Origin of the sequence: Achromobacter sp. GD03932, assembly GCF_029839485.1 — a bacterium.
GTDB classification, from domain to species: Bacteria; Pseudomonadota; Gammaproteobacteria; order Burkholderiales; family Burkholderiaceae_B; genus Achromobacter; species Achromobacter bronchisepticus_A.
The window spans coordinates 73,262-93,430 of sequence record NZ_JAOCAT010000008.1; the positions used below are offsets into that span (position 1 = coordinate 73,262).

General features: G+C 67.7%; 22 protein-coding genes. 9 read left to right on the forward strand and 13 right to left on the reverse strand.

Annotated features, from left to right (window positions below; all coding sequences use genetic code 11):
- Positions 1-71: 71 nt before the first annotated feature.
- The gene (locus N5C88_RS09670) at positions 72-827 is read right to left on the reverse strand and encodes a GntR family transcriptional regulator (RefSeq protein WP_059377452.1); all 756 of its coding nucleotides are present in this window, start codon (positions 825-827) and stop codon (positions 72-74) included.
- A gap of 186 nt (positions 828-1,013) precedes the next feature.
- On the opposite strand from N5C88_RS09670, the gene N5C88_RS09675 reads away from it, so the two are divergent.
- From N5C88_RS09675 to N5C88_RS09695, 5 genes are all read left to right on the forward strand, one after another.
- Positions 1,014-1,295, forward strand: a complete 282-nt coding sequence (locus N5C88_RS09675) for a UxaA family hydrolase (protein ID WP_042795507.1) — start codon at positions 1,014-1,016, stop codon at positions 1,293-1,295.
- Positions 1,296-1,322: 27 nt separating this feature from the next.
- Positions 1,323-2,498 (forward strand): UxaA family hydrolase, encoded by a 1,176-nt coding sequence (locus N5C88_RS09680; protein ID WP_059377451.1) that lies wholly within the window; start codon positions 1,323-1,325, stop codon positions 2,496-2,498.
- Between the two features lie 179 nt (positions 2,499-2,677).
- Entirely contained in the window at positions 2,678-3,688 is a 1,011-nt protein-coding gene (locus N5C88_RS09685) for a tripartite tricarboxylate transporter substrate binding protein (protein ID WP_059377449.1), read from the forward strand.
- A gap of 20 nt (positions 3,689-3,708) precedes the next feature.
- Entirely contained in the window at positions 3,709-4,644 is a 936-nt protein-coding gene (locus N5C88_RS09690; protein WP_280015239.1) for a hydroxyacid dehydrogenase, read from the forward strand.
- 38 nt (positions 4,645-4,682) lie between these two features.
- A complete protein-coding gene (locus N5C88_RS09695; RefSeq protein ID WP_280015240.1) occupies positions 4,683-5,690 on the forward strand; it encodes an Ldh family oxidoreductase in 1,008 nt (335 codons plus the stop codon).
- Between the two features lie 93 nt (positions 5,691-5,783).
- Here the strand turns inward: N5C88_RS09695 and N5C88_RS09700 are convergent, their stop codons facing one another.
- Positions 5,784-6,680 (reverse strand): AEC family transporter, encoded by an 897-nt coding sequence (locus N5C88_RS09700; RefSeq protein WP_059377444.1) that lies wholly within the window; start codon positions 6,678-6,680, stop codon positions 5,784-5,786.
- A 211-nt stretch (positions 6,681-6,891) separates the two neighbouring features.
- On the opposite strand from N5C88_RS09700, the gene N5C88_RS09705 reads away from it, so the two are divergent.
- Positions 6,892-7,131 (forward strand): helix-turn-helix transcriptional regulator, encoded by a 240-nt coding sequence (locus tag N5C88_RS09705; protein WP_118933458.1) that lies wholly within the window; start codon positions 6,892-6,894, stop codon positions 7,129-7,131.
- Here the strand turns inward: N5C88_RS09705 and N5C88_RS09710 are convergent.
- Positions 7,121-7,660, reverse strand: coding sequence for a hypothetical protein (locus N5C88_RS09710; protein ID WP_059377439.1), 540 nt, complete (start codon positions 7,658-7,660; stop codon positions 7,121-7,123). The genes N5C88_RS09705 and N5C88_RS09710 overlap by 11 nt on opposite strands.
- Before the next feature lie 60 nt (positions 7,661-7,720).
- On the opposite strand from N5C88_RS09710, the gene N5C88_RS09715 reads away from it, so the two are divergent.
- From N5C88_RS09715 to N5C88_RS09725, 3 genes are all read left to right on the forward strand, one after another.
- Positions 7,721-8,614 carry an alpha/beta hydrolase gene (locus N5C88_RS09715; protein WP_059377438.1) on the forward strand — a complete coding sequence of 298 codons (894 nt, stop codon included), beginning with the start codon at positions 7,721-7,723 and terminating at the stop codon, positions 8,612-8,614.
- 32 nt (positions 8,615-8,646) lie between these two features.
- Positions 8,647-10,218, forward strand: a complete 1,572-nt coding sequence (gshA, locus tag N5C88_RS09720) for a glutamate--cysteine ligase (protein WP_280015241.1) — start codon at positions 8,647-8,649, stop codon at positions 10,216-10,218.
- 81 nt (positions 10,219-10,299) lie between these two features.
- A complete protein-coding gene (locus tag N5C88_RS09725) occupies positions 10,300-10,821 on the forward strand; it encodes a lipocalin family protein (RefSeq protein WP_059377434.1) in 522 nt (173 codons plus the stop codon).
- A gap of 16 nt (positions 10,822-10,837) precedes the next feature.
- On the opposite strand, the gene N5C88_RS09730 is transcribed toward N5C88_RS09725, so the two are convergent.
- The 10 genes from N5C88_RS09730 to N5C88_RS09775 form a co-directional block, all read right to left on the reverse strand.
- Positions 10,838-11,782: a succinylglutamate desuccinylase/aspartoacylase family protein gene (locus N5C88_RS09730; RefSeq protein ID WP_059377431.1), complete on the reverse strand. Its 945-nt coding sequence runs from the start codon at positions 11,780-11,782 to the stop codon at positions 10,838-10,840.
- Positions 11,783-11,831: 49 nt separating this feature from the next.
- Positions 11,832-12,821, reverse strand: a complete 990-nt coding sequence (locus N5C88_RS09735; RefSeq protein WP_059377429.1) for a tripartite tricarboxylate transporter substrate binding protein — start codon at positions 12,819-12,821, stop codon at positions 11,832-11,834.
- Positions 12,822-12,971: 150 nt separating this feature from the next.
- Entirely contained in the window at positions 12,972-13,886 is a 915-nt protein-coding gene (locus N5C88_RS09740) for a LysR family transcriptional regulator (protein WP_059377426.1), read from the reverse strand.
- A gap of 31 nt (positions 13,887-13,917) precedes the next feature.
- Entirely contained in the window at positions 13,918-14,802 is an 885-nt protein-coding gene (locus N5C88_RS09745) for an alpha/beta hydrolase (RefSeq protein WP_118933453.1), read from the reverse strand.
- Entirely contained in the window at positions 14,795-15,568 is a 774-nt protein-coding gene (locus tag N5C88_RS09750) for an FCD domain-containing protein (RefSeq protein ID WP_280015242.1), read from the reverse strand. The genes N5C88_RS09745 and N5C88_RS09750 overlap by 8 nt, the downstream gene beginning before the upstream one ends.
- An 81-nt stretch (positions 15,569-15,649) precedes the next feature.
- Positions 15,650-16,342: an ABC transporter ATP-binding protein gene (locus N5C88_RS09755; RefSeq protein ID WP_118933469.1), complete on the reverse strand. Its 693-nt coding sequence runs from the start codon at positions 16,340-16,342 to the stop codon at positions 15,650-15,652.
- The gene (locus N5C88_RS09760; RefSeq protein WP_118933451.1) at positions 16,329-17,099 is read right to left on the reverse strand and encodes an ABC transporter ATP-binding protein; all 771 of its coding nucleotides are present in this window, start codon (positions 17,097-17,099) and stop codon (positions 16,329-16,331) included. Before N5C88_RS09760 ends, N5C88_RS09755 begins: the two co-directional genes overlap by 14 nt.
- A complete protein-coding gene (locus tag N5C88_RS09765; RefSeq protein ID WP_059377416.1) occupies positions 17,089-18,075 on the reverse strand; it encodes a branched-chain amino acid ABC transporter permease in 987 nt (328 codons plus the stop codon). The genes N5C88_RS09760 and N5C88_RS09765 overlap by 11 nt, the downstream gene beginning before the upstream one ends.
- A complete protein-coding gene (locus N5C88_RS09770) occupies positions 18,072-18,986 on the reverse strand; it encodes a branched-chain amino acid ABC transporter permease (RefSeq protein ID WP_054455060.1) in 915 nt (304 codons plus the stop codon). The genes N5C88_RS09765 and N5C88_RS09770 overlap by 4 nt, the downstream gene beginning before the upstream one ends.
- Entirely contained in the window at positions 18,983-20,167 is a 1,185-nt protein-coding gene (locus tag N5C88_RS09775) for an ABC transporter substrate-binding protein (protein ID WP_059377414.1), read from the reverse strand. Before N5C88_RS09775 ends, N5C88_RS09770 begins: the two co-directional genes overlap by 4 nt.
- Positions 20,168-20,169: the final 2 nt, after the last annotated feature.

Genomic DNA, 20,169 nt, shown 5'->3' on the forward strand with positions numbered 1-20,169 from the left:
TTCTAGCACTGCTGAAGCGCGCCGCAACGGCGGACGGCCTATCCGGCCCGCCTGGCGCGCGCGGCGGCCCCTCAGGCGCCGGCCTCCCAGGGTTCCTGGCCCAGGTACTCGTAGCGTTCGGTGTTGACGCGCGAGATGCGCCATTCCACCGCTTGCCGCTTGTAGGAAAACGCCACGCGGCGGATCTCCAGCAAGGGGCTGCCTTCGGCCACGCCCAGCGCCCGCGCCTGCATGCGTTCGGCCACGCAGGTGCGCAGCCGCTCGTCGGTGGCGATCACGTTGACGCCGAAGACGTCCTGGTACAGCGCATATAGCGTGCTGGCGCGGTCGCGCAGGTGCGCTTCGGTCATGCCCGGAAAGCACGATTCCGGCAGGCAGATCTCATCCATCATCACCACGTCGCCGTTGAGCGACAACAGGTTGAGGAACTCGAACACCATGGCGCCGGCGGGCAGGTTCAGCTTCTCGCGCGCGATGGCCGACGCCCGCACGCGGCGAAAACGCAGCAGCTCGGTCGCTGGATAGGACTTGTCGCCGTCCTGCCGCACGATACGGAAGAACTTGAAGAAATGGTGGTTGCGCGTGTGCACCGCCACAAAGGTGCCGCGGCCCTGATGCCGCACCAGGATGTTCTCCGCAGCCAGTTCATCGATGGCCTTGCGCAAGGTGCCGATGGATACGCCGAAGCGTTCCGCCAGCAGCTTCTCGGGCGGGATCGCCTCGCCCTGCTTCCATTCCCCCTGCGCCAGCGCGGCCAGCACGGCCTGCTTGACCTGCGCGTACAAGGGACTGCCCAAAGGCACGGTCGAGGACAGGCTGGTGTTCATGGGTGCATCGCAAAAATCAGGAGTCCACAGTGTAGCGGCGGGGACGGAACCTGCTCAAGTCATACAATTCATATATATGATTTAGTTGACATGCATGAAACACGGTCCTAAGATTTCCTGGCCGTAGCGATCCGCGCCCTGCCGCCGCACCTGCCGGGCGCCCCCAAGCCCAAGAGAGGAAGACAAATGATTCACGCCGTATTGCACGATGCCAAGGACACGGTGGCGGTCGCCGTCGTGGAAGGAGTCACCGCCGGAACCGAACTGAACGCCTGGATCATGGATGAAGACAAGATCATCCACGTGCGCGCATCGCAGGACATACCCATCGGCCACAAGGTGGCGATGAAGGACATGGCCGTGGGCGACACCGTCTTCAAGTACGGCGTCGACATCGGCCGCGTGGTGGAGCCCATCAAGGCCGGCCAGCACGCCCATGTGCACAACATCAAGACCAAGCGCTGGTAAGCCCTCCACCCCGCACAGGAATCCGCCATGTCCATCATCACCGCCTCGACCACCTTCCAGGGCTACCGCCGCGACAACGGCCGCGTCGGCGTCCGCAACCACGTCATCGTCCTGCCCGTGGACGATATTTCGAATGCCGCAGCCGAAGCCGTGGCCAACAACATCAAGGGCACGATGGCCCTGCCTCACCCTTATGGCCGACTGCAATTCGGCGAGGACCTTGAGCTGCACTTCCGCACCCTGATCGGCACCGGCTGCAATCCCAACGTTGCCGCGGTGGTGGTGATCGGCATCGAAGAAGGCTGGACCAAGCGCGTGGTGGACGGCATCGCCGCCACCGGCAAGCCGGTCATGGGCTTCAGCATCGAACTGCACGGCGACCACGACACCATCATGCGCGCCTCGCGCTGCGCCAAGGAATTCGTGCACTACGCCACGGCGCTGACGCGCAGCGAGTGCCCCATCGCCGACCTGTGGGTGTCGACCAAATGCGGCGAATCCGACACCACCTCGGGCTGTGGCGCCAACCCCACCGTGGGCAACGCCTTCGACAAGCTGTATGCGCTGGGCTCCACGCTGGTCTTCGGCGAGACCTCGGAGCTGACCGGCGGCGAACACATCGTGGCCGAGCGCTGCGCCAACGATGCTGTGCGCGAACGCTTCATGTTCATGTTCAACCGCTACCAGGCCATGATCGACCGCTGGAAGACCAGCGACCTGTCTGAATCCCAGCCCACCAAGGGCAACATCGCGGGCGGGCTGACCACTATCGAGGAAAAGGCGCTGGGCAACATCCAGAAGATCGGCAAGCAATGCCGCGTGGACGGCGTGATCGACAAGGCCGAGATCCCCGACGGCCCAGGTCTGTGGTTCATGGACTCGTCCTCCGCCGCGGCCGAAATGGTGACCTTGTGCGCAGCCTCGGGTTATGCGGTGCACTTCTTCCCCACCGGCCAGGGCAACGTCATCGGCAACCCGATACTGCCGGTCATCAAGATCTGCGCCAATCCGCGCACGGTGCGCACCATGTCCGAACACATCGACGTGGACACCAGCGGCCTGCTGCAGCGTGACATCGACCTGAACCAGGCCGGCGACAAGCTGCTGGAATGCATGCTGGCCACCGCCAACGGCCGCTGGACCGCGGCCGAAGCGCTGGGCCACCGCGAATTCGTCCTGACCCGCATCTTCGAAAGCGCCTGACCGCGCCTGTCGTCCCCGGCAACGGCGTGTCCGCAAGCAGGATTGCGGACACGCCGTCCTGCCGCCAGCATTTCCCCGCAGCATCGTCTCAGAACCACACCAGCAGACCCGGGCGACATCCGCCGCGGCAGCACAGGCGGTTGCATTCCTACCCGGGCGTCCCCCAAGGAGGAAGACAGATGAACAGCGAACACGATCACCATCCCGACGCCGCGCAACGCCGGCGCCTGCTTGCCGCCCTGGGCGCCGCCGGCCTCTGTGCCGTGGCGCCGTGGCAGCGCGCGTTGGCGCAGAAAGCCTGGCCCGAACGGCCCATCAACTATGTGGTGCCGTTCCCGCCCGGCGGCCTGACCGACGTGGCCGCGCGCCAGGTCGGCAAAGCCCTGAGCGACGCCGAGCGCTGGAACGTGGTGGTGGAAAACAAGCCCGGCGGCAGCGCCAACATCGGCGCGGCGCACGTTTCCCACGCCGCCCCGGACGGCTACACCTGGCTGGCGATCACGCTGTCGCATGCGGCCAACGCCACGCTCTTCGCCGGCAAGGCGGGCTACGACCTGACGCGCGACCTCACGCCGCTGGCGGGCCTGGCATCTTCGCCCATCATGGTGGTGGTCAACGCCAAGAGCGACATCAAGAGCATGGCCGACCTGGCCAAGGCCGCCCGCTCGAAGTCGCTTTCTGCCGGGTCCAGCGGCAACGGCACGCCGCCGCACCTGACCCTGGCGCTGTACCAGAAGCTCACCGGCGTGCCGATGATGCACATCCCCTACAAGGGCGGTGCGCCCTCCCTCACCGACCTGATAGGCGGCCACCTGGACGTGGTGTTCTCCAACTACCCGGAATCGCTCTCGCACGTGAAGAACGGCTCCTTGCGGGCGCTGGCCATCACCACCCGCGAACGCAGCGCGGACCTGCCCGACGTGCCCACCGTGAAGGAGGCTGGCCTGCCCGACCTGATCGTCGAAAACTTCACCGGCGTGCTGGCGCCTGCGGGCACGCCGCCCGAGCTGGTGCAGCGCATCGGCGACGCCATCGTGCGCCAGGTTTCGCAGCCCGCCATGAAGCAGGCGCTGCTGCAGCTGGGCTTCGTGCCGCAGCCGCGCGGCCCCGCGGAGTTCGGCGCCTACCTGAAGTCCGAGGTGGAGCGCTGGGCCAAGATCATCCGCGACGCCAACATCCAGATCGCCTGACCACCGTGGAGTCCCCACCGATGCATATCCTCATTTCCGAGTTCATGGACGCGCCCGCGGTCGACGCGCTGCGCCGGCGCTTCAAGGTGCGGTACGAGCCTGAACTGGTGGAGCAGCGCGAGGCCTTGCTGGCCGCGGCGGCCGAGGCCGACGCGCTCATCGTGCGCAACCGCAGCCAGGTGAACGCCGCCCTGCTGCAGGCGGCCCCGCGGCTGCGGGCCGTCGGCCGCCTGGGCGTGGGGCTGGACAACATCGACCTGGACGCCTGCGCCGCGCGCAACATCGCGGTCATACCGGCCACCGGCGCCAATGCGCGCGCCGTCGCCGAGTACGTCGTGGGCGCCATGCTGATGCTGCTGCGCGGCGCCTATGCGTCGACGGCCGAGGTCGCGGCGGGCGCATGGCCGCGCAACGCGCTTTCGCAGGGACTGGAAGCGCACGGCCGCATGCTGGGCATCGTGGGCTTCGGCGGCATCGGCCGGCTGACCGCAAGCCTGGCGCAGGCGCTGGGCATGCGCGTGGCGGGCTGCGACGCGGCGCTGCCGCCGGACCATCCCGCCTGGCGGGAAACCGGCGTCGCCCCCATGACGCTGGACGAGCTGCTGGCCCAGGCTGATGCCGTCACGCTGCACCTGCCGCTCACGCCCGGCACGCGGCGGCTGATGGATGCCGGCCGCATCGCGCACATGCGACCGGGCGCCGTGCTGATCAACACCTCGCGCGGCGGCATCGTGGACGAAGCCGCGCTGGCGGATGCGCTGCGCACGGGCCATCTGCGCGGCGCGGCGCTCGACGTGTTCGAAGCTGAACCCCTGCCCGCCGGCAGCCCGCTGGCGGGCGCGCCCAACCTGATCCTGACGCCGCATATCGCCGGCCTGACGCAAGAAGCCAACACCCGCGTTTCCGACATGGTGGCCGCCGGGGTGACAATGGCGCTTACGGGCGGCGACCGATGAAGCCACACGGCCCGGCGCAAGCCCATGAAGAGAAGGATATGGCTCACATCTATCTGGACGAATTGCAACATCTGGCAGCGGCAGGCCTGGCCGCCGCGGGCGCCAACCCGGCCATGGCCGACACCACGGCGCGCGCGCTGGTCTTCGCCGAAAGCCAGGGGCTCAGCTCCCATGGCCTGTCGCGCGTGCCTTTCTATGCCGGGCACCTGCGCGCCGGCCGCGCCATCGGTACGGCGGTGCCGCGCATCGTGCATGAGCGCGGCGGCGCCGCGCTGATCGATGCCGGCTCCGGGCTGGCCTTTCCCGCCTGCGCCATGGCGATCGAACAGGCCGGCCTGCGCGCCCGCGAGCATGGCGTGGCCTTCATCGGCGTGGCCAACAGCCACCACTTCGGCGAAGCCGGCTACCACCTCGAAGCCCTGGCCGACCTCGGGCTGGTGGGGCTGGCGCTGAGCAACTCGCCCGCCGCCATGCCCGCCTGGGGCGGCAAGCGCCCGCTCTTCGGCACCAACCCCATCGCCGCCGTCTTTCCACGGCGCGGCGGCGCCCGGCTGGTGATCGACCTGTCGCTGTCGCAGGTCGCGCGCGGCAAGCTCATGATCGCGGCCCGCGACAACCAGCCCATCCCCCTGGGCTGGGCGCTGGACGCCGACGGCCAGCCCACCACCGACCCCAAGGCCGGCCTGGCGGGCAGCATGCTGCCCGCGGGCGGCGTCAAGGGCGCAATGCTGGCGCTGATCGTCGAACTGCTGGCTTGCGCACTGACCGGTTCGCACTTCGGCTTCGAAACCGAATCGTTCTTCGTCGACGAAGGCGGCCCGGCGCGGCTGGGTCAGGCCTTCATGGCGGTCGACCCAGGCGCCCTGGCGGGCAACAACGCCTATCTGGACCGCGTCGAAGTCCTGGTTGATGCCATGCTGGAAGACGAAGGCGTACGCCTGCCGGGCGACCGCCGCCGCAAACTGCGCGACGAAGCGCTCAAGCACGGCGTGGAGATTCCCGATGCGTTGATGGCGCAGTTGCGCGCGATGTCGGGCGCGGCGTAACTCAAGCTCAGCGGGCGCCGGGTACGAAGCACGCAAGCGTCTGGACTTGCGGCCATCGCAATTGTCGCGACAGCGTCGCGACAATTGCCGGGCTCAAGCCCCGCGGCTGAACCAAAGTATCACCGGCGCCAGCAGCAGGAACGCCACGGTCGACACCAGCACCGCGCCCGCCGCGGTATCGCCCTGCGTCGTATAGCGCTTGACGTACATGTAGCTCACCACCGCGCAAGGCATGGCCATCTGCAGGCTCAGCGCCCCGGCCAGCACCGGCTCCAGATCCAGCGCCCACACCACCGCCAGCCCCGCTCCCAGGCCCACGGCCAGGCGGATGGCGGCGACCTTGGCGCCGTCGCGCAGGCCGTTGGACGGGATCAAGGCCAGCGCGTGGCCCAGGCTCAGCAGCATCAGCGGCACGGTCACCGCGCCCAGCATGCGCGAGGTCTCGATCAGCCATGCGGGCACCGGCACGTGCATGAGGCGCAGGGCCACGGCGACCAGGGAGGCCAGCAAAATCGGACTCTTCCAGCTGCCCTTGGTGTTCACGCCCGGCAACAGGCGCACCGCAATGGTATGCATGACAAAGGAACTGACGGCGAAGAACGCGACCGCCACCGACAGGCCGGCGTCGCCAAAAGCCATCTGCGAAATCGGCAAGCCAAGGTTGCCGGCATTGGGCAGGAAGGCCGTGGGCAACAGCGTGCGCACCGGCAGCTTCCATGCCTTGAGCAGCAGCGCGCACACCAAGGCGCACAGCAGCAGCGCCAGCAGCGTCGCCACCGCCACGTCGGCCAGCGCGCGGTCGTCCAGGTGGGTGGTGACGAATGTGTGGAACACCAGGGCGGGCGTGGTCACCGAGGTCACCAGCATGGTGATGAAGGAGCCGCCGAACGGCAGGTCCCGCTTGCCCCAGTACACCCCTATGCCTGCGCAGAAGAGCAAAGGCAGCATCAGCACGATCGATGAAAAGTAGAACTGCACGACGGCGGACATGCGCTTATTCCGTTAGAGATAAGAGGTTTGATGCGTGAAGGCATCATCGCTTGCCGGACGGCCTGCCGGGGCGGCAGCATGGGGCAACTCGTCAATCGCCAGGCTTTTGCCCCCCACCGCCATGCCAGCCACCGCCCTTTCCGCCACGTCCCCGCATCTCGCCACAAACGCGGCCAAAAACGCGGCCACGAACCCGGCCGCAAATTCAACCGTGGATGCAGGGCCAAGTCCGGCCCGGCCCATCAAACCCCTGTCGGAACGCCAGGCCAGTTGCCTGCACTGGGCCGCCATGGGCAAGACCAGCTGGGAAACCGCCCGCATCCTGGGCGTCAGTGAAAGCACCGTGAATTTCCATCTGTGCAACGCCTGCGAAAAGCTCGGCGTGCGCGGCCGGCGCGCCGCGGTGGTCGCGGCATTGAGACTGGGCCTGATCGCGCCCGTCACGGCTTGATGACGACGGAACGCAGGAATTCATGCGCCCGCTCGGCCGGCAGGCTTTCCACGGTGCCGGCTGCCACGGCCTCGATCAACATGGTGTCGGTCACCCAGACCCTGGCGCGCAGCCAGCCCGGCTTGCCCATGGCCTTGCCCTGGACTTCGATGTCCTGCCCATAGGCAGGCCATTCGTTGGGCGGCGGCGACTGCATGTTGGCGTAGAGCGAATGCATCAGCGCCATGCCCAGCGCCTGCCTGGCGGCCGGATCCTTCGCGATGTCGGGCGGCAGCGGCGCCGACCCCACCGCAAAGACCGCCTCGCCCACGGTCGCGCTGGCCAGGGTAAAACGCAGGGTATGGGTATCCAGCTTCAGGTCGCGGGTATCGGTCGTGACCCGGTCCGGAAACGCCGCGCGCGCGTGGCCGTCGGCCACGTCGACTTCGCGCCAGTTGTAACTGGGCGAGCAGGCCGTGATCAGCAGGGCCAGCGCGACAATCGCGCCGGCTTTCTTGAACATGAAACGAAACAGCGATGAAATCGTCATTACCCGAGGACCTGGACTGTCTATTCATTTCGAGGAAGCCAGAAATTGTCGCCGATTTCGATGACCCCCGCGCCCGACGGCACGCCACTGGCCAACTATGTGTGGCCAGCCGCGCCCAATGTGCCCCCGCCGATCGCCGGCCTGGGCACCCCCAGTATCTACCTGCTGCACGGACTTAGCGAGCATGCCGGGCGCTATGACCGCCTGGCGCGCTGGCTGACCGCGCGCGGCTGGACGGTGGGCGCCCACGACCACCGCGGCCATGGCCGCTCCGGCGGCCGGCCCGCGACCCTGAGCCGCGAAGACGATCTGGTCGTCGATGCGGTCGATCGCCTGCGGGCCTGGACCGCGGCGCACGGACGCCCGCCCATCCTGCTGGGCCACAGCCTGGGCGCCCTGGTCGCGGTACGGATCGCCCTGCGCCGCCTGGCCGAGATCGACGGCCTGGCGCTCAGTTCCCCGCCCTTCGTGGTGCATGTACCGCCGTGGGTGCGGCGCACCTTGACCTGGATGTCGCTGCATGCGCCCGACCTGCGCGTGCCCCATGGCCTGGCGCCCGCCCGCATTTCCCACGACCCGGCCGTGGTCAAGGCCTACCGTAGCGATCCGCTGGTGCGGCGCCAAATGACGGGACGCCTGGCGCGCTTCGTGGACGAAGGCGGCCGCGAGTCCCTGCGAGAAGCCCCGCTGCTGGCCTGCCGCACCCTGCTGATGGTGGCGGGCGACGACTCCATCGTCGCTGCCGAAGGCAGCCGGCAGTTCGCCCAGCGCGCCCCCGCCGAACTGCTGACCCTGCGCTGGTACGACACCGCCTGGCACGAGATTTTCAATGAAACCGCCCCCATCGCCGACCCGGTCTACGCCGACCTGGACGAGTGGCTGGCGCGCACCGCCCAGGCATTGTCCCTGTCCCCAGTATTGACTCCCTCGGCACAGGAGGCCGGCACCCCGTAAAATCCGGCGACAGACCCAAACGAGAAGAACCCGTGACTGATACTGCCGCCAACCGCCTCTCCCGCCTGGAGGCCAACCGATCGCTGCTGACCCAGACCCTGCGGGGCATCGAAAAGGAAGGCCTGCGCGTGGACGAACAAGGTGTCCTGTCCCGCAAGCCGCACCCCGCCGGCCTGGGATCCGCGCTGACCAACGAACACGTCACCACCGACTACTCCGAATCCCTGCTCGAACTCATCACGGGCACGCACAAGGACGTCGACGCGCTACTAGCCGAACTGACCAACACCCATCGCCACGTCTACAGCGTGCTGGACCATGAACTGATCTGGAACCAGTCCATGCCCGCCACGCTGCCGCCCGAAGCGGACATCCCCATCGCCTGGTACGGCAAGTCCAACACCGGCATGCTCAAGCACGTGTACCGCCGCGGCCTGGCCGTGCGCTACGGCAAGACCATGCAATGCATCGCCGGCGTGCACTACAACTTCTCGCTGGCCGAAGACCTGTGGTCCGTGCTGGACACGCAGCCCGGTAGCCCCCAGGACCGGCGTTCGCGCGGCTACATCGGCCTGATCCGCAATTTCACGCGCTATTCCTGGCTGCTGATGTACCTGTTCGGCGCCGCCCCGGCCTTGTCCAGCGACTTCCTGCGCGGGCGCGAACATCCGCTGAAAAAGCTGGATGACAGCACGCTGTACCTGCCCTATGCCACCAGCCTGCGCATGAGCGACCTGGGCTACCAGAACAAGGCGCAGTCGCAGCTCAAGCTCTGCTACAACGACCTGGACACGTTCCTGGGCCGCTTGTACGACGCCGTTACCCAGCCCTGGCCCGACTACCAGAAGATCGGCACCCACCGCGACGGCGAATGGATCCAGCTCAACACCAACGTGCTGCAGATCGAAAACGAGTACTACTCGAGCATCCGCCCCAAGCGCGCCACCGGCCGCTGCGAACGCCCGATCACGGCGCTGGCCGAACGCGGCGTGCAGTACGTCGAAGTACGCTGCCTGGATATCGACCCGAACTCGCCGGTCGGCATCGACGCCAGCACCAGCCGCTTCGTCGACGCCTTCCTGCTGTTCTGCACCGCGTCCGACAGCCCCTTCTTCCCCGCCAACGGCTACTGTCAGCGCAGCGCCGACAACTTCTCGACCGTCGTCAAGGAAGGCCGCAAGCCCGGCCTGACGCTGGACCGCGAAGGCCAGCCCATCGGCCTGGCGCAATGGGGCCACGAACTGCTGGACCAGATCGCGCCATACGCCGCGCTGTTCGACTCCGCCCTGGGCGGCAGCGCCTATGCCGAGGCCCTGGCGGCCCAGCGCGCCAAGCTCGACCAGCCCGACTCCACGCCGTCGGCGCGCCTGCTGGCTTCGCTGACCGACAGCGGCCTGTCGTTCCATGACTATTCGCTGGACCTCAGCCGCAAGCATGCCGACGCGCTGCGCGCCCAGGCCTTGCCCGCCGACCTGGCGGCAGCCTATGCACAGGCCGCCGCGCAATCCACGGCGGAACAGCTGCGCCTGGAGCAATCGGACACCGAGGATTTCGATACCTATGTGGCCCGCTACCACGCCGCGCTGAAGGCCCCGCGCAAATAAGGCGTATCGTTAGGGTTTTGATCCGCGCCGACCGCCTGCCGGCCGGCGCGGACCGCTCTGTCACACCAGGAGGTTTTCCCCATGCGCCGCACCGCAACATTCCTGTTGGCCTTGGCCACCAGCGTGGCGGGGGTAGTCCATGCCGCACCGCCGCCCATGCAAACCGTGGAATCGGTGGACCTGAAGCGTTACGCAGGCATGTGGTACGAGATCGCGAATTTCCCCATGTTCTTCCAGCGCGACTGCGTGGGAGACACCACCGCTGAATACACCGCGCATCCCGACGGCACGGTCGGCGTGAACAACCGCTGCCGCACCAAGGATGGCGACATCGATTCCGCCTCGGGCACCGCCAACGTGGTGGAAGGCAGCAACAACGCCAAGCTGGAAGTCTCGTTCTTCAAGCCGTTCAAGGGCGATTACTGGGTCATCGGCCTGGACCCCGAATACCGCTGGTCGGTGGTCGGGACCCCGGACCGGAAATACCTGTGGATCCTGTCGCGCTCGCCGCAGCTGCCCAAGGAAGAACTGGACAAGGCCCTGGATGCGGCCAAGGCCCAGGGCTATCAACTGGACGAACTGCGGTTTACGCCTCAGAAGTAAGACGCGCTGCGGCGCTCTATCCCGCGTAATCGCGTGCCAGCCGCAGCACCGTTACGCCCGGCTTCAGCTGCCGCAACGACGGCATGACCAGCGTGCATTGATCGTACGGCGTCACGATGGGCTGGCCGTCGGCCCAGCCTATCGTCGAGCCGGCCCGCTCGAACGTCTCCAGGCCCGTCCAGGGCTGCGAGAAGCGCAGGTCCATGGACGGCGCGACCACCGCGTCCGTCACTTCCAGCACGCGCTGGTTTTCGGCATCCGGCAACAGCCAGCCCGCCGGCACGTCCGCCGCATCCGCCACGCCCGATTCCAGCAACATGCGCGCCACCATGTCGCGCGCCACGTCGCGCGCAGCCAGCTCGCCATGGAAACCGCATTCGATCAGCAAGGCGCAGGCGTCTTCGCGGGCCGGATCGCCGAACTGGCCGAAGTCGCGCATGCGCACGCCGTCCTTGTGGCCCGCGTCCACGATCACGTGCTGCGGCGCCTTCAGCCTGCGCGCCAGCGCGATGTTGCGCGGCAGAACGCCGGTCAGCAGCAAAGGCGCGCCCGGTTCATGCATGGAGTGCAGGTCCAGCAGCCAATCCGCGCGCTCCACCCAGGGACGCAGTTCGGCGCCGCGCCGGCGGTCCGGCGTCGTGGGGTTGTCCAGGCGCTCGGCGCTCCAGACGCGGTTCATGTCCTCGGCGACGAAGCGCGACGCATCGTGGTTGGCATGGTCGAAACGGTCGAACGCATCGAGATTGCAGAACGCCAGCGTCAGGCTGCCGCGGCGCGGCCGCAGGCCCGCCGCCAGCAGGTCCTTCAAGGCCCAGGCGCCGCACAGCTCGTTGCCGTGCACCAGCGCGGACAGCATCAACGCGCGCCCCGGCAGGCCTGAATCGAAATGCCACACGCCAGGGGTGCCGGTATTGCCGGCGCGCTCGGCGCTCAGGTCGGGTACGGGAAGCTTGAATTCCATGGATGTCGTCCGCTGCGGTGCTAGGGTGTTGCGATGATCCGGTTTCGAATCACTGGGCTTCGATCTTGGCGGCCTTGACCAGCGCGCCGTACTTCCTGGTTTCCTCGGCCTGATAGGCCGCCGGGTCCAGGCCCGGTTGCGACAGCACGCCGCCGGCTTCCTGCATCTTGGCGCGGAACTGCTCCGACTTCAGCGTCTCGGCCAGCGCGCTGCGCAGCTTGGCCGCCACCGGCTCCGGCAGGCCGGCCGGGCCATAGAGCGCGAACCAGACGCTGATGTCCACGGATTCGAACCCCGGGGTTTCAGCCAAGGCAGGCAGGTCCGGCGCCACCGGCGAACGCTTCTTCTCGGTCACGCCCAGCGCCACGATCTTGTCGGCGCGCACTTGCGGCAGGCCCGAGGACAGCACCAGCATGCCGTAGTCCAGCTGGCCGCTCATCAGGTCCGTCACCAGCGGCGCCACGCCGCGGTACGGCACGTGCTCGGCGCGCGTGCCGGTCGACTGGTTGATCATCTCGCCGGCCAGGTGCAGGGTCGTGCCCACGCCGGAAGAACCGTAGTTGAAGCTGCCGGGCGCGGCGGCGCGCAGCTTCTGCAGATACTCGGCGGCGGTCTTCACGCCCGAATTCTTGCTGGCGGCCAGCAGCATGGGTTGCGAGGCAATCACGCCCAACGGCGAAAAGTCCTTCACGCTGTCGTACTTGACCGCATTGTTGATCATGCTGGCGATGACCATTTCATTGGTGGAGCCCAGCAGCAGCGTGTAGCCGTCGGGCGCGGCGCGCGCCACGCGCTGCGCGCCGATGGTGCCGCCGGCGCCGCCCACGTTCTCGACCACCACGCTCTGGCCCAGGCGCTTGGCCAGCTCTTCGCCGAACAGGCGCGCGGTCAGGTCCACGCTGCCGCCCGCCGGGTAGCCGACCACCAGCGAGATGGCGCGTTCGGGATACTCGGCGTGGGCGGAAGACGCCGCGGCCAGCGCAGAGACGGCACAGATAGCGGCTAGCGCGCCGCGCAACGGATGCAGGACGGATTTCATGTTTTCTCCCTGGGGTGCTGAGGCGGACGGCGGCGCCGTCTCATTTGATGTTTCGGGAGCTATTCTCGGGCGTACACCAGGGATATTTCGTGCCGAATCGACACATTGCCGTGCGGATTCGGCACACGCCTGGCGCGCGACCAGCGGATTTCAGGCCTTGCGGCTGGCCGTGGCTTCCCAGGCCGCTTCGGCCAGGTCAGCCAGGCGCGCCCGCGACCGGTACAGCCGCACCTCGAACGAGATTTCCTCGCTGCGGCCGCCCAGGGCGGCCAGCGCGCCGCGGCGGCAATCCGCCGCCACCATGGACCAGGGCAGCCAGGCCACGCCCAGGCCCTTGGCGACCGCGCCATGCGCCGCGTCCAGCGAATCGCTGCGCAGAAATGGCGCCAGGGCGTAGGGCGTGGCCTCCAGGCGGTCTCCCACGATGCGCTCCATGGCCAGGCCGCCCGCATAGGTGATCAAGGGCACGGACGGACCGCCTTCCTGCAGCACGTAACGGGGCCGGCCGCGTGAATCCGCCTGACTGACGGGCACGAGCTTGTCGGTGCCCAAGGTCATGTAGCGGTAGCGTCCTGGGCTCAGCTGCACGGACAGAGCCGGATGCTCATAGCAGCACAACAGGTCCACCCGGCCTTGCTCCAGCCGGGCCGCCATGTCCTGCATCATGCCGGTGGACAGCTCGACCTGCGTGCCCTCGGTCAACACCTTGGGCGTGCGGTGGCGCAGGCGCGCAATCCAGTCGGCCACCAGCGTCCGGGCCAGGCTGCGGCCGGTGGCGATGCGCAGCACCGCCTCGCCGCCTGCGCCGAAACTGCGGATGCGATGACGCACCTGCGCCATCTGCTCCACCACCTGCGTCGCAGTCTTGAGCAAGGCCTCGCCTTCGGCGGTCAGGACCACGGGCAGGCGCTGACGTTCGATCAATGGCGCGCCGGCCCAGGCCTCCAGCGCGCGGATGCGCCGGCCGAACGCAGGATGGGTGACGTGGCGCAGCTCGGCCGCACGCACGAAGCTGCCGGTCTGCGCCAGGGCAATCAGATCTTCAAGGAGTTTCAGGTCGGCCATGGGCGTCAAGCTTACGCCATCGGCCGGCCCTTCACTTGGCGCCCAGCCCCATCATTGCCAGGGTGGCGCGGGTCAGATCGCTGTCCAGATCTTCCAGCTCATTGACCAGGTCGAAATGGTTGCAGTGCGGCGTCGGGATGCGGGTGGAAGCCAGCCCTGCGGCATTCCAGGCTGCTTCGTATGCCGCCGTCTGGTTCTTGAAGCCCTGGGTCTCCAACCCGCCCACGGCCAGCAGCATCGGGCCTGCGCGTTCCGGCAGATGGAAGATCGGGCTTTGATGCGCGGCTTGCTCGGGCGTGAGCTGCAGCCAGGTGTTGGGCAGGACGTCGCACAGCGGACGCAGGTCGAACAGCCCGCTCAACGCCAGCGTGCCCTTGATCACGTCGTCCGGCACGCCGTAGCGCGCCTGCCACGCCGGCGCGACCAGCATGCCGGCCAGATGGCCGCCCGCCGAGCTGCCGCTGACGTAGATCCTCTCGGGATCCACGCCATAGGCCGCCACGTTGCGATACAGCCAGGCCACGGCGGAACGCACCTCGCGCACCACTTCGCCCAAGGTGGCCTCGGGCACCAACGTGTATTCCAGGGTAGCCACCGCGGCGCCCGCGGCGTTGAAGGCCTCGGCCATTACCGGAGCGTCTTCCTTGCGCTGCGCGCGCCAATAGCCGCCATGGATGAACACGAACAGCGGCGCCGGCGCCTGCGAGGCGGCGGGCAGGAACAGGTCCAGCCGCTCGTCCTGGCCCATGCCGTAGCGCAGGTCCAGCACGCCGGGGCGGCGCGTGCGCACCCGCGCCGAGGACTCGGCATACCGGCGCACGCAGGCGTCGAAATCCGGCACCGATTCGCGCGCGTTGTATTGCACCTCGCGCTCGGCGATGGTGGGAAAGAAGAGATCGATGTCGGTGTTATGCATGCCTGGCCTGCGATGTGGGCTGCGATTGGGGCTGGGAAATGATGCGTTCGATGAACTGCGCGGTCTTGCGGTAGTGCGCGGCCAGCATGGCGACCGAGCCTTCCACGTCGCGCGCAACGGCGGCGTCCAGCAGCTGGCGATGTTCGTCGTCGACGTTGCGCTCCGGCCCGTAGGCGGTCGCACCGGCGCGCGCCGGACGGCGGTAGCGCTCGGTCTGCGCGTAGAGCTGCGTGGACAGGTCCAGCAGCCAATGGGAGCGGCAGGCGCCGATCAGCGCGTGGTGGAATTCCAGGTGGCGCGCCTCCAGCAGTTCGTCCAGTTCTTCCGAAGATTCGGCGGCGGCCTCGGCCCGCTGCGCGGCCAGCGTCAACGCATGGTACGCGCCGACCAGGCGCGTTTCCCAGGCGTCGTCGGCATTGGCCAGCGAGCGGCGCAGCGCGTCGCAATCGATCAGTATGCGGGTTTCACAGGCGTCCCACATTTCCTCGACCGACAAGGGCGCGATGCTGAAGCCGCGCGACGTGGTGCTGATGACCATGCGCTCGCTGCGCAGACGGTTGAGGGCTTCGCGGATGGGAGAGAAGCTGCTGCCGTAGCGCTGCTTCAGCAGTTCCAGCCGCAAGGACTGGCCCGGCGCGAAGGCGCCGCGCATGATGTCGCGCCGCAGCAGGCGGTAGACCTGCTCGGACAGCGTGATCTCCTCCACGCCGGCGCTCCCGTCCGATCCGGGATCGTCCTGGCGGGAAGCTTTGATTCTAGGCTTCAAGATGGTCTCCAGATGTCTGCAGCCGGGGCGCGTATCCGCGCGCGGCCCATTCTACCCGCGCCCCAGGGCCGCGCGGCCTGCTCAAATACCCAGGTAACGCTGCGCCAGCTCGGGCTGGGCGGACAGCTCGGCGGGCCGCCCCGACCAGGCTACCCGGCCCTTGTCCACGATGTAATGGCGGTCGACCAGCGTCGCCATCTCGGGCAGGTTTTTGTCGATCACCAGGATGGTCTGGCCTTCGGCCTTCAGCGCCCGCAGGCAGCGCCAGATCTCCTGGCGGATCAGCGGCGCCAGCCCCTCGGTGGCTTCGTCCAGGATCAGGAGCTTGGGGTTGGTCATGAGCGCGCGCCCCACCACCAGCATCTGCTGTTCACCGCCCGATAGCGTGCGCGATGACTGCCCGCGGCGCTCTTTCAAGCGCGGGAACAGCGTGTAGACGCGCTCCAGGTCCCATCCGCCCGGCGCGGCGCGCGAGGTCGCCACCAGATTTTCCTGCACCGTCAGTGAACCGAACACGCGCCGGCCCTCCGGCACCAGCCCCACCCCCAGGCGCGCCACGCTGCTGGGCGCGGAACGGCCCAGCGTCTGGCCGCGGAACTGCACCGCGCCGCCGGTGGCGGGCAGCATGCCCATCAGGGTCTTGATCGTGGTGGTCTTGCCCATGCCGTTGCGCCCGATCAGCGAGATCACCTCGCCTTCGCTGGCCTCGAACGACATGCCGAACAGGACCTTGCTGGAACCGTAGCCGCCAGTCAGCCCTTCAACCTTCAACATGTTCTTCTCCCAGATACGCCGCGCGCACCTCCGGATGGCGGCGCACCTCCTCGGGCGAACCGCTGAACACCACGCGGCCATAGACCAGCACGCTGATGCGGTCGGCCAGCGCGAAGACCGCGTCCATGTCGTGTTCCACCAGCAGGATGCCGTAGTCGCCCTTCATGCCTTGCAAGAGCCGCGTCATGCGCGCCGATTCCTCGGGCCCCATGCCGGCCATGGGTTCGTCCAGCAGCAGCAACCGCGGCGAACGCGCCAGCGCAACCGCCAGCTCCAGCTGCCGCTTCTCGCCGTGCGCCAGGTCCGCCGAACGCACGTGGCGCCGGTCCTCCAGCCCCACATGCTTCAGCCACTGCATGGCCTCGGTCTTCAACGCCGCATCATGGCGCGGGTTGGACCAGGCCTGGAAGGCGCGGCCGCCCTTGAGCATGCGCGACAGGATCACGTTCTCCAGCGCGGTGTACTCCTGGCACAGCTCGGTGATCTGGAACGAGCGGCCCAGCCCCAGGCGCGCACGCTCGAAGGCGCGCAGCCCGGTCACGTCCTGTCCGTCCAGATGGATGGTGCCGGAATCCGGCCGGATCTCGCCGCAGATCTGCGCGATCAGGGTCGACTTGCCCGCGCCGTTCGGGCCGATGATGGCGTGGATCTCGCCAGCGCGCACATCGAGGTCCACGCCGTTGGTTGCCACCACCGCATCGAAGGCCTTGCGCAGCTGCGTCAGGCGCAACAGGCTCGCGCTTGCATCAGTCGGCATGGCGCGTCTCCAGCAGCTTTCCGAACAGACCCTTCTGGCCCCACAACACCACCAGCACCAGGATCGGTCCCATGTACAGCAGCCAGTGCTCGGTCAGCGACGACAGCATCTGCTCCAGCCCCAGGAACACCGCCGCACCCGCGATCGGCCCGAGCAAGGTGCCCACGCCGCCCAGGATGACGATGGCCATCAGTTCCCCGGACTTGGTCCAGGCCGCCATGTCGGGCGTCACCAGCCCGGCATAGTTGGCCCACAGCACGCCGGCCAGCCCCGTGCCCACCGCCGACAGCACGAAGGCGCTGAGCCGGTACGGCGTAGGCGCCACGCCCAGGTTGATGGCGCGCCGCTCGCTCTGGCGCAGTGCCTGCAACACCATGCCGAAGCGCGAGTTGGTGACGCGGATGCACAGCAGCGTCCACAAGGTCAGCAACGCCAGGCACACGTAGTAGAAAACCATGGGGCTTTCCAGATTGATGCCCGGCAGCTCATTGCGCTGCGGAATCATCAGGCCGTCGTCGCCGCCGTAGAACTGCAACGACACCAGCACGAAGTACACCATCTGACCGAACGCCAACGTGATCATGATGAACTGCACGCCGCGCGTGCGCAGCGCCAGATAGCCGAACAGCCAGCCGGCCAGCGCGCACACGATGAGCGCTATCGGCCACACCACCAGCGCGGCGTTGCTGCCGGCCCAGCCGAAGATCGGACCGGCTTCCGAAGTATGGAAGGCAATGATGCCGACCGCATAACCGCCCAGCCCGAAGAACATGGCATGGCCGAAACTGACCATGGCGCCATAGCCGATCACCAGGTCCAGGCTGACCGCCGCCAGGCCGTAGATCAGAAAGCGCGTCACCACGCCGATCAGGAACGGCGAGCCCGAGGCCAGCGCCGCGGCCGGCAGCAGGATCAGCACCGCCAGACCCGCCAGGCCCCAGCGGGCGCGGTTCGTAAGTGTGTATGCCATCTTCATCCTCGCGCCGGGAACAGTCCACCCGGCTTGGCAATCAGCACGATCGCCATCAATACATAGATGCTGGCGGAAGCCATGCCTGCCGCCAGCGGGTCCGCGGTGGCGGGCGAGAACATCGTCGACAGCAGCTGGGGCAGGAAGGCACGCCCCAGGCTGTCCACCATGCCCACCAACAGCGCGCCGGCCAACGCGCCACGCACCGATCCCACGCCGCCGATCACGATGACCACGAAGGTGGTGATCAGGATGCGCTCGCCCATGCCGATTTCGACCGCCAGCAGCGGCGCGGCCATCACGCCGGCCAGGCCGCAAAGCAAGGCGCCCAAGCCAAACACCAGCGTGTAGAGCTTGCGGATGTCTATGCCCAACGCGTCGACCATCTCGCGGTCGTCGGCGCCCGCGCGGATCAGCATGCCGATGCGCGTGCGGTTGACCAGCCACCACAGGCCCACGGCCACCAGCGCGCCTATGGCGATGAACGACAGGCGGATCAGCGGATACTGGAACCCCGGCGCCAGCGTCACCGCGCCTTCCAGGAAGCTTGGGATGCCCACCAGCGGCGGACGCCGGCCGAAGATCAGGCTGACCGCTTCGTTGGAGAACAGCAGCAGGCCGAAGGTGGCCAGCACCTGGTAGAGGTGATCCCGCTTGTACAGCTTGCGTATCACCACCACTTCGACGGAAATGCCATACAGGCCCGCCCCCAGCAGCGCCGCCAGCACGCCCGCCAGGAACGAGCCGGTGGTGCCGATGGCGTAGGCCGCGCAATACGCCCCCACCATGTAGAACGACCCGTGCGTCAGGTTGACCACGCCCATGATGCCGAAGATCAGCGTCAGTCCGGCCGCCAGCATGAACAGCATGGCGCCGAACTGCAGCCCGTTGAGCAGCTGTTCAAACAGAAGCGTCATGACGGCATCTTGCAGAGTTGCGCGTAGGCGTCCTTGTCATCGGACACCAGCTTGCGGACCAGCTTCGGCGACAGGCTGCCGTCGCTATCCTTCTCGATGCGCATCAGGTACAGATCCTGGATCGGATGCTGGTTGGTGTTCATGCTGAACTTGCCGCGCAGCGACGTGAACTCAGGCTTGCGCAGCGCGGCGCGGAAGTCCGCGGCCTTGGACAGGTCGCCGCCGGTGGCCTTCAAGCCCGCGCCGATCAGCTGCGCGGTGTCGTAGGCCTGCATGGCGTAGTCCGTCGGCACGCGGCCGTAGGCGTCCTTGAACGCCTGCACGAAGGCCTTGGATTGCGCGTTGTCGAAGTCCTGCGACCAGATGCCGGTGATGTAGGCGCCGGCCGAGGCGTCGCCCGTGGCCTGGATCATGCGCGCATCCATCGAGAAGCTGGGCATCAGCATCGGGATGCTCTTGTTCAGCCCGGCCGCCGCGTACTGCTTGACGAAGTTGATGCCCGTGCCGCCCGGATGGAACTGATAGATGGCGTCGGGCGCCAGCGAACGCAGGCGCGCCAGCTCCACCGAGAAGTCCGACTGGTCGAGCTTGGTGTAGATCTCGGCGACCACCTCACCCTTGTAGGTGCGCTTGAAGCCTTCGATGGCGTCGCGGCCCGCCTGGTAGTTGGGCGCCAGCAGGACGACCTTCTTGTAGCCCAGTTCGTTGGCCGCCACGCCGCCGGCCGTGTGGAAGGCGTCGTTCTGGTAGGACGCCACGAAGTAATTGGGATCGCACTTTTCGCCCGCGAAGTTCGACGGGCCGGGATTCAGGCTGACGTAGAACGCGCCCGACTTCACCACGCTGGGCACGACCGCCGCCAGCACGTTGGAGAAGTTCACGCCGGTATAGAGCTTGACGCCCGATTGCAGCAGGCGGTCGGCCGCCTGCTTGGCGTTGGCGGGCTTCAGGCCGTCGTCCTCGATCACCAGTTGCACGGGCACGCCGCCCAGCTTGCCGCCGCCCTGCTTGATGGCCAGGTTGAACGCATCGCGCTCGTCTTCGCCGATGTAGCCCGCCGGCGTGGACAAGGTGGCGATGAAGCCGATCTTGACCGGTTCCGCGGCATGGGCCGCTCCCATGGACGCCGCTGCGCCCAGCGCGACGGACAACGCGCCGCCCAGTATCTGTTTCTTGATCATGT

Excerpts from the sequence above, each read along its gene's own strand:
- N5C88_RS09730 (WP_059377431.1), bottom strand. The coding sequence starts at position 11,782 with ATGGAATTCAAGCTTCCCGTACCCGACCTGAGCGCCGAGCGCGCCGGC.
- N5C88_RS09745 (WP_118933453.1), bottom strand. The coding sequence starts at position 14,802 with ATGCATAACACCGACATCGATCTCTTCTTTCCCACCATCGCCGAGCGC.
- N5C88_RS09725 (WP_059377434.1), top strand. The coding sequence starts at position 10,300 with ATGCGCCGCACCGCAACATTCCTGTTGGCCTTGGCCACCAGCGTGGCG.
- N5C88_RS09775 (WP_059377414.1), bottom strand. The coding sequence starts at position 20,167 with ATGATCAAGAAACAGATACTGGGCGGCGCGTTGTCCGTCGCGCTGGGC.
- N5C88_RS09755 (WP_118933469.1), bottom strand. The coding sequence starts at position 16,342 with ATGTTGAAGGTTGAAGGGCTGACTGGCGGCTACGGTTCCAGCAAGGTC.
- N5C88_RS09740 (WP_059377426.1), bottom strand. The coding sequence starts at position 13,886 with ATGGCCGACCTGAAACTCCTTGAAGATCTGATTGCCCTGGCGCAGACC.
- N5C88_RS09695 (WP_280015240.1), top strand. The coding sequence starts at position 4,683 with ATGGCTCACATCTATCTGGACGAATTGCAACATCTGGCAGCGGCAGGC.
- N5C88_RS09765 (WP_059377416.1), bottom strand. The coding sequence starts at position 18,075 with ATGAAGATGGCATACACACTTACGAACCGCGCCCGCTGGGGCCTGGCG.
- N5C88_RS09700 (WP_059377444.1), bottom strand. The coding sequence starts at position 6,680 with ATGTCCGCCGTCGTGCAGTTCTACTTTTCATCGATCGTGCTGATGCTG.
- N5C88_RS09680 (WP_059377451.1), top strand. The coding sequence starts at position 1,323 with ATGTCCATCATCACCGCCTCGACCACCTTCCAGGGCTACCGCCGCGAC.
- N5C88_RS09675 (WP_042795507.1), top strand. The coding sequence starts at position 1,014 with ATGATTCACGCCGTATTGCACGATGCCAAGGACACGGTGGCGGTCGCC.
- N5C88_RS09685 (WP_059377449.1), top strand. The coding sequence starts at position 2,678 with ATGAACAGCGAACACGATCACCATCCCGACGCCGCGCAACGCCGGCGC.
- N5C88_RS09690 (WP_280015239.1), top strand. The coding sequence starts at position 3,709 with ATGCATATCCTCATTTCCGAGTTCATGGACGCGCCCGCGGTCGACGCG.
- N5C88_RS09710 (WP_059377439.1), bottom strand. The coding sequence starts at position 7,660 with ATGACGATTTCATCGCTGTTTCGTTTCATGTTCAAGAAAGCCGGCGCG.
- N5C88_RS09715 (WP_059377438.1), top strand. The coding sequence starts at position 7,721 with ATGACCCCCGCGCCCGACGGCACGCCACTGGCCAACTATGTGTGGCCA.
- N5C88_RS09735 (WP_059377429.1), bottom strand. The coding sequence starts at position 12,821 with ATGAAATCCGTCCTGCATCCGTTGCGCGGCGCGCTAGCCGCTATCTGT.
- N5C88_RS09760 (WP_118933451.1), bottom strand. The coding sequence starts at position 17,099 with ATGCCGACTGATGCAAGCGCGAGCCTGTTGCGCCTGACGCAGCTGCGC.
- N5C88_RS09670 (WP_059377452.1), bottom strand. The coding sequence starts at position 827 with ATGAACACCAGCCTGTCCTCGACCGTGCCTTTGGGCAGTCCCTTGTAC.
- N5C88_RS09770 (WP_054455060.1), bottom strand. The coding sequence starts at position 18,986 with ATGACGCTTCTGTTTGAACAGCTGCTCAACGGGCTGCAGTTCGGCGCC.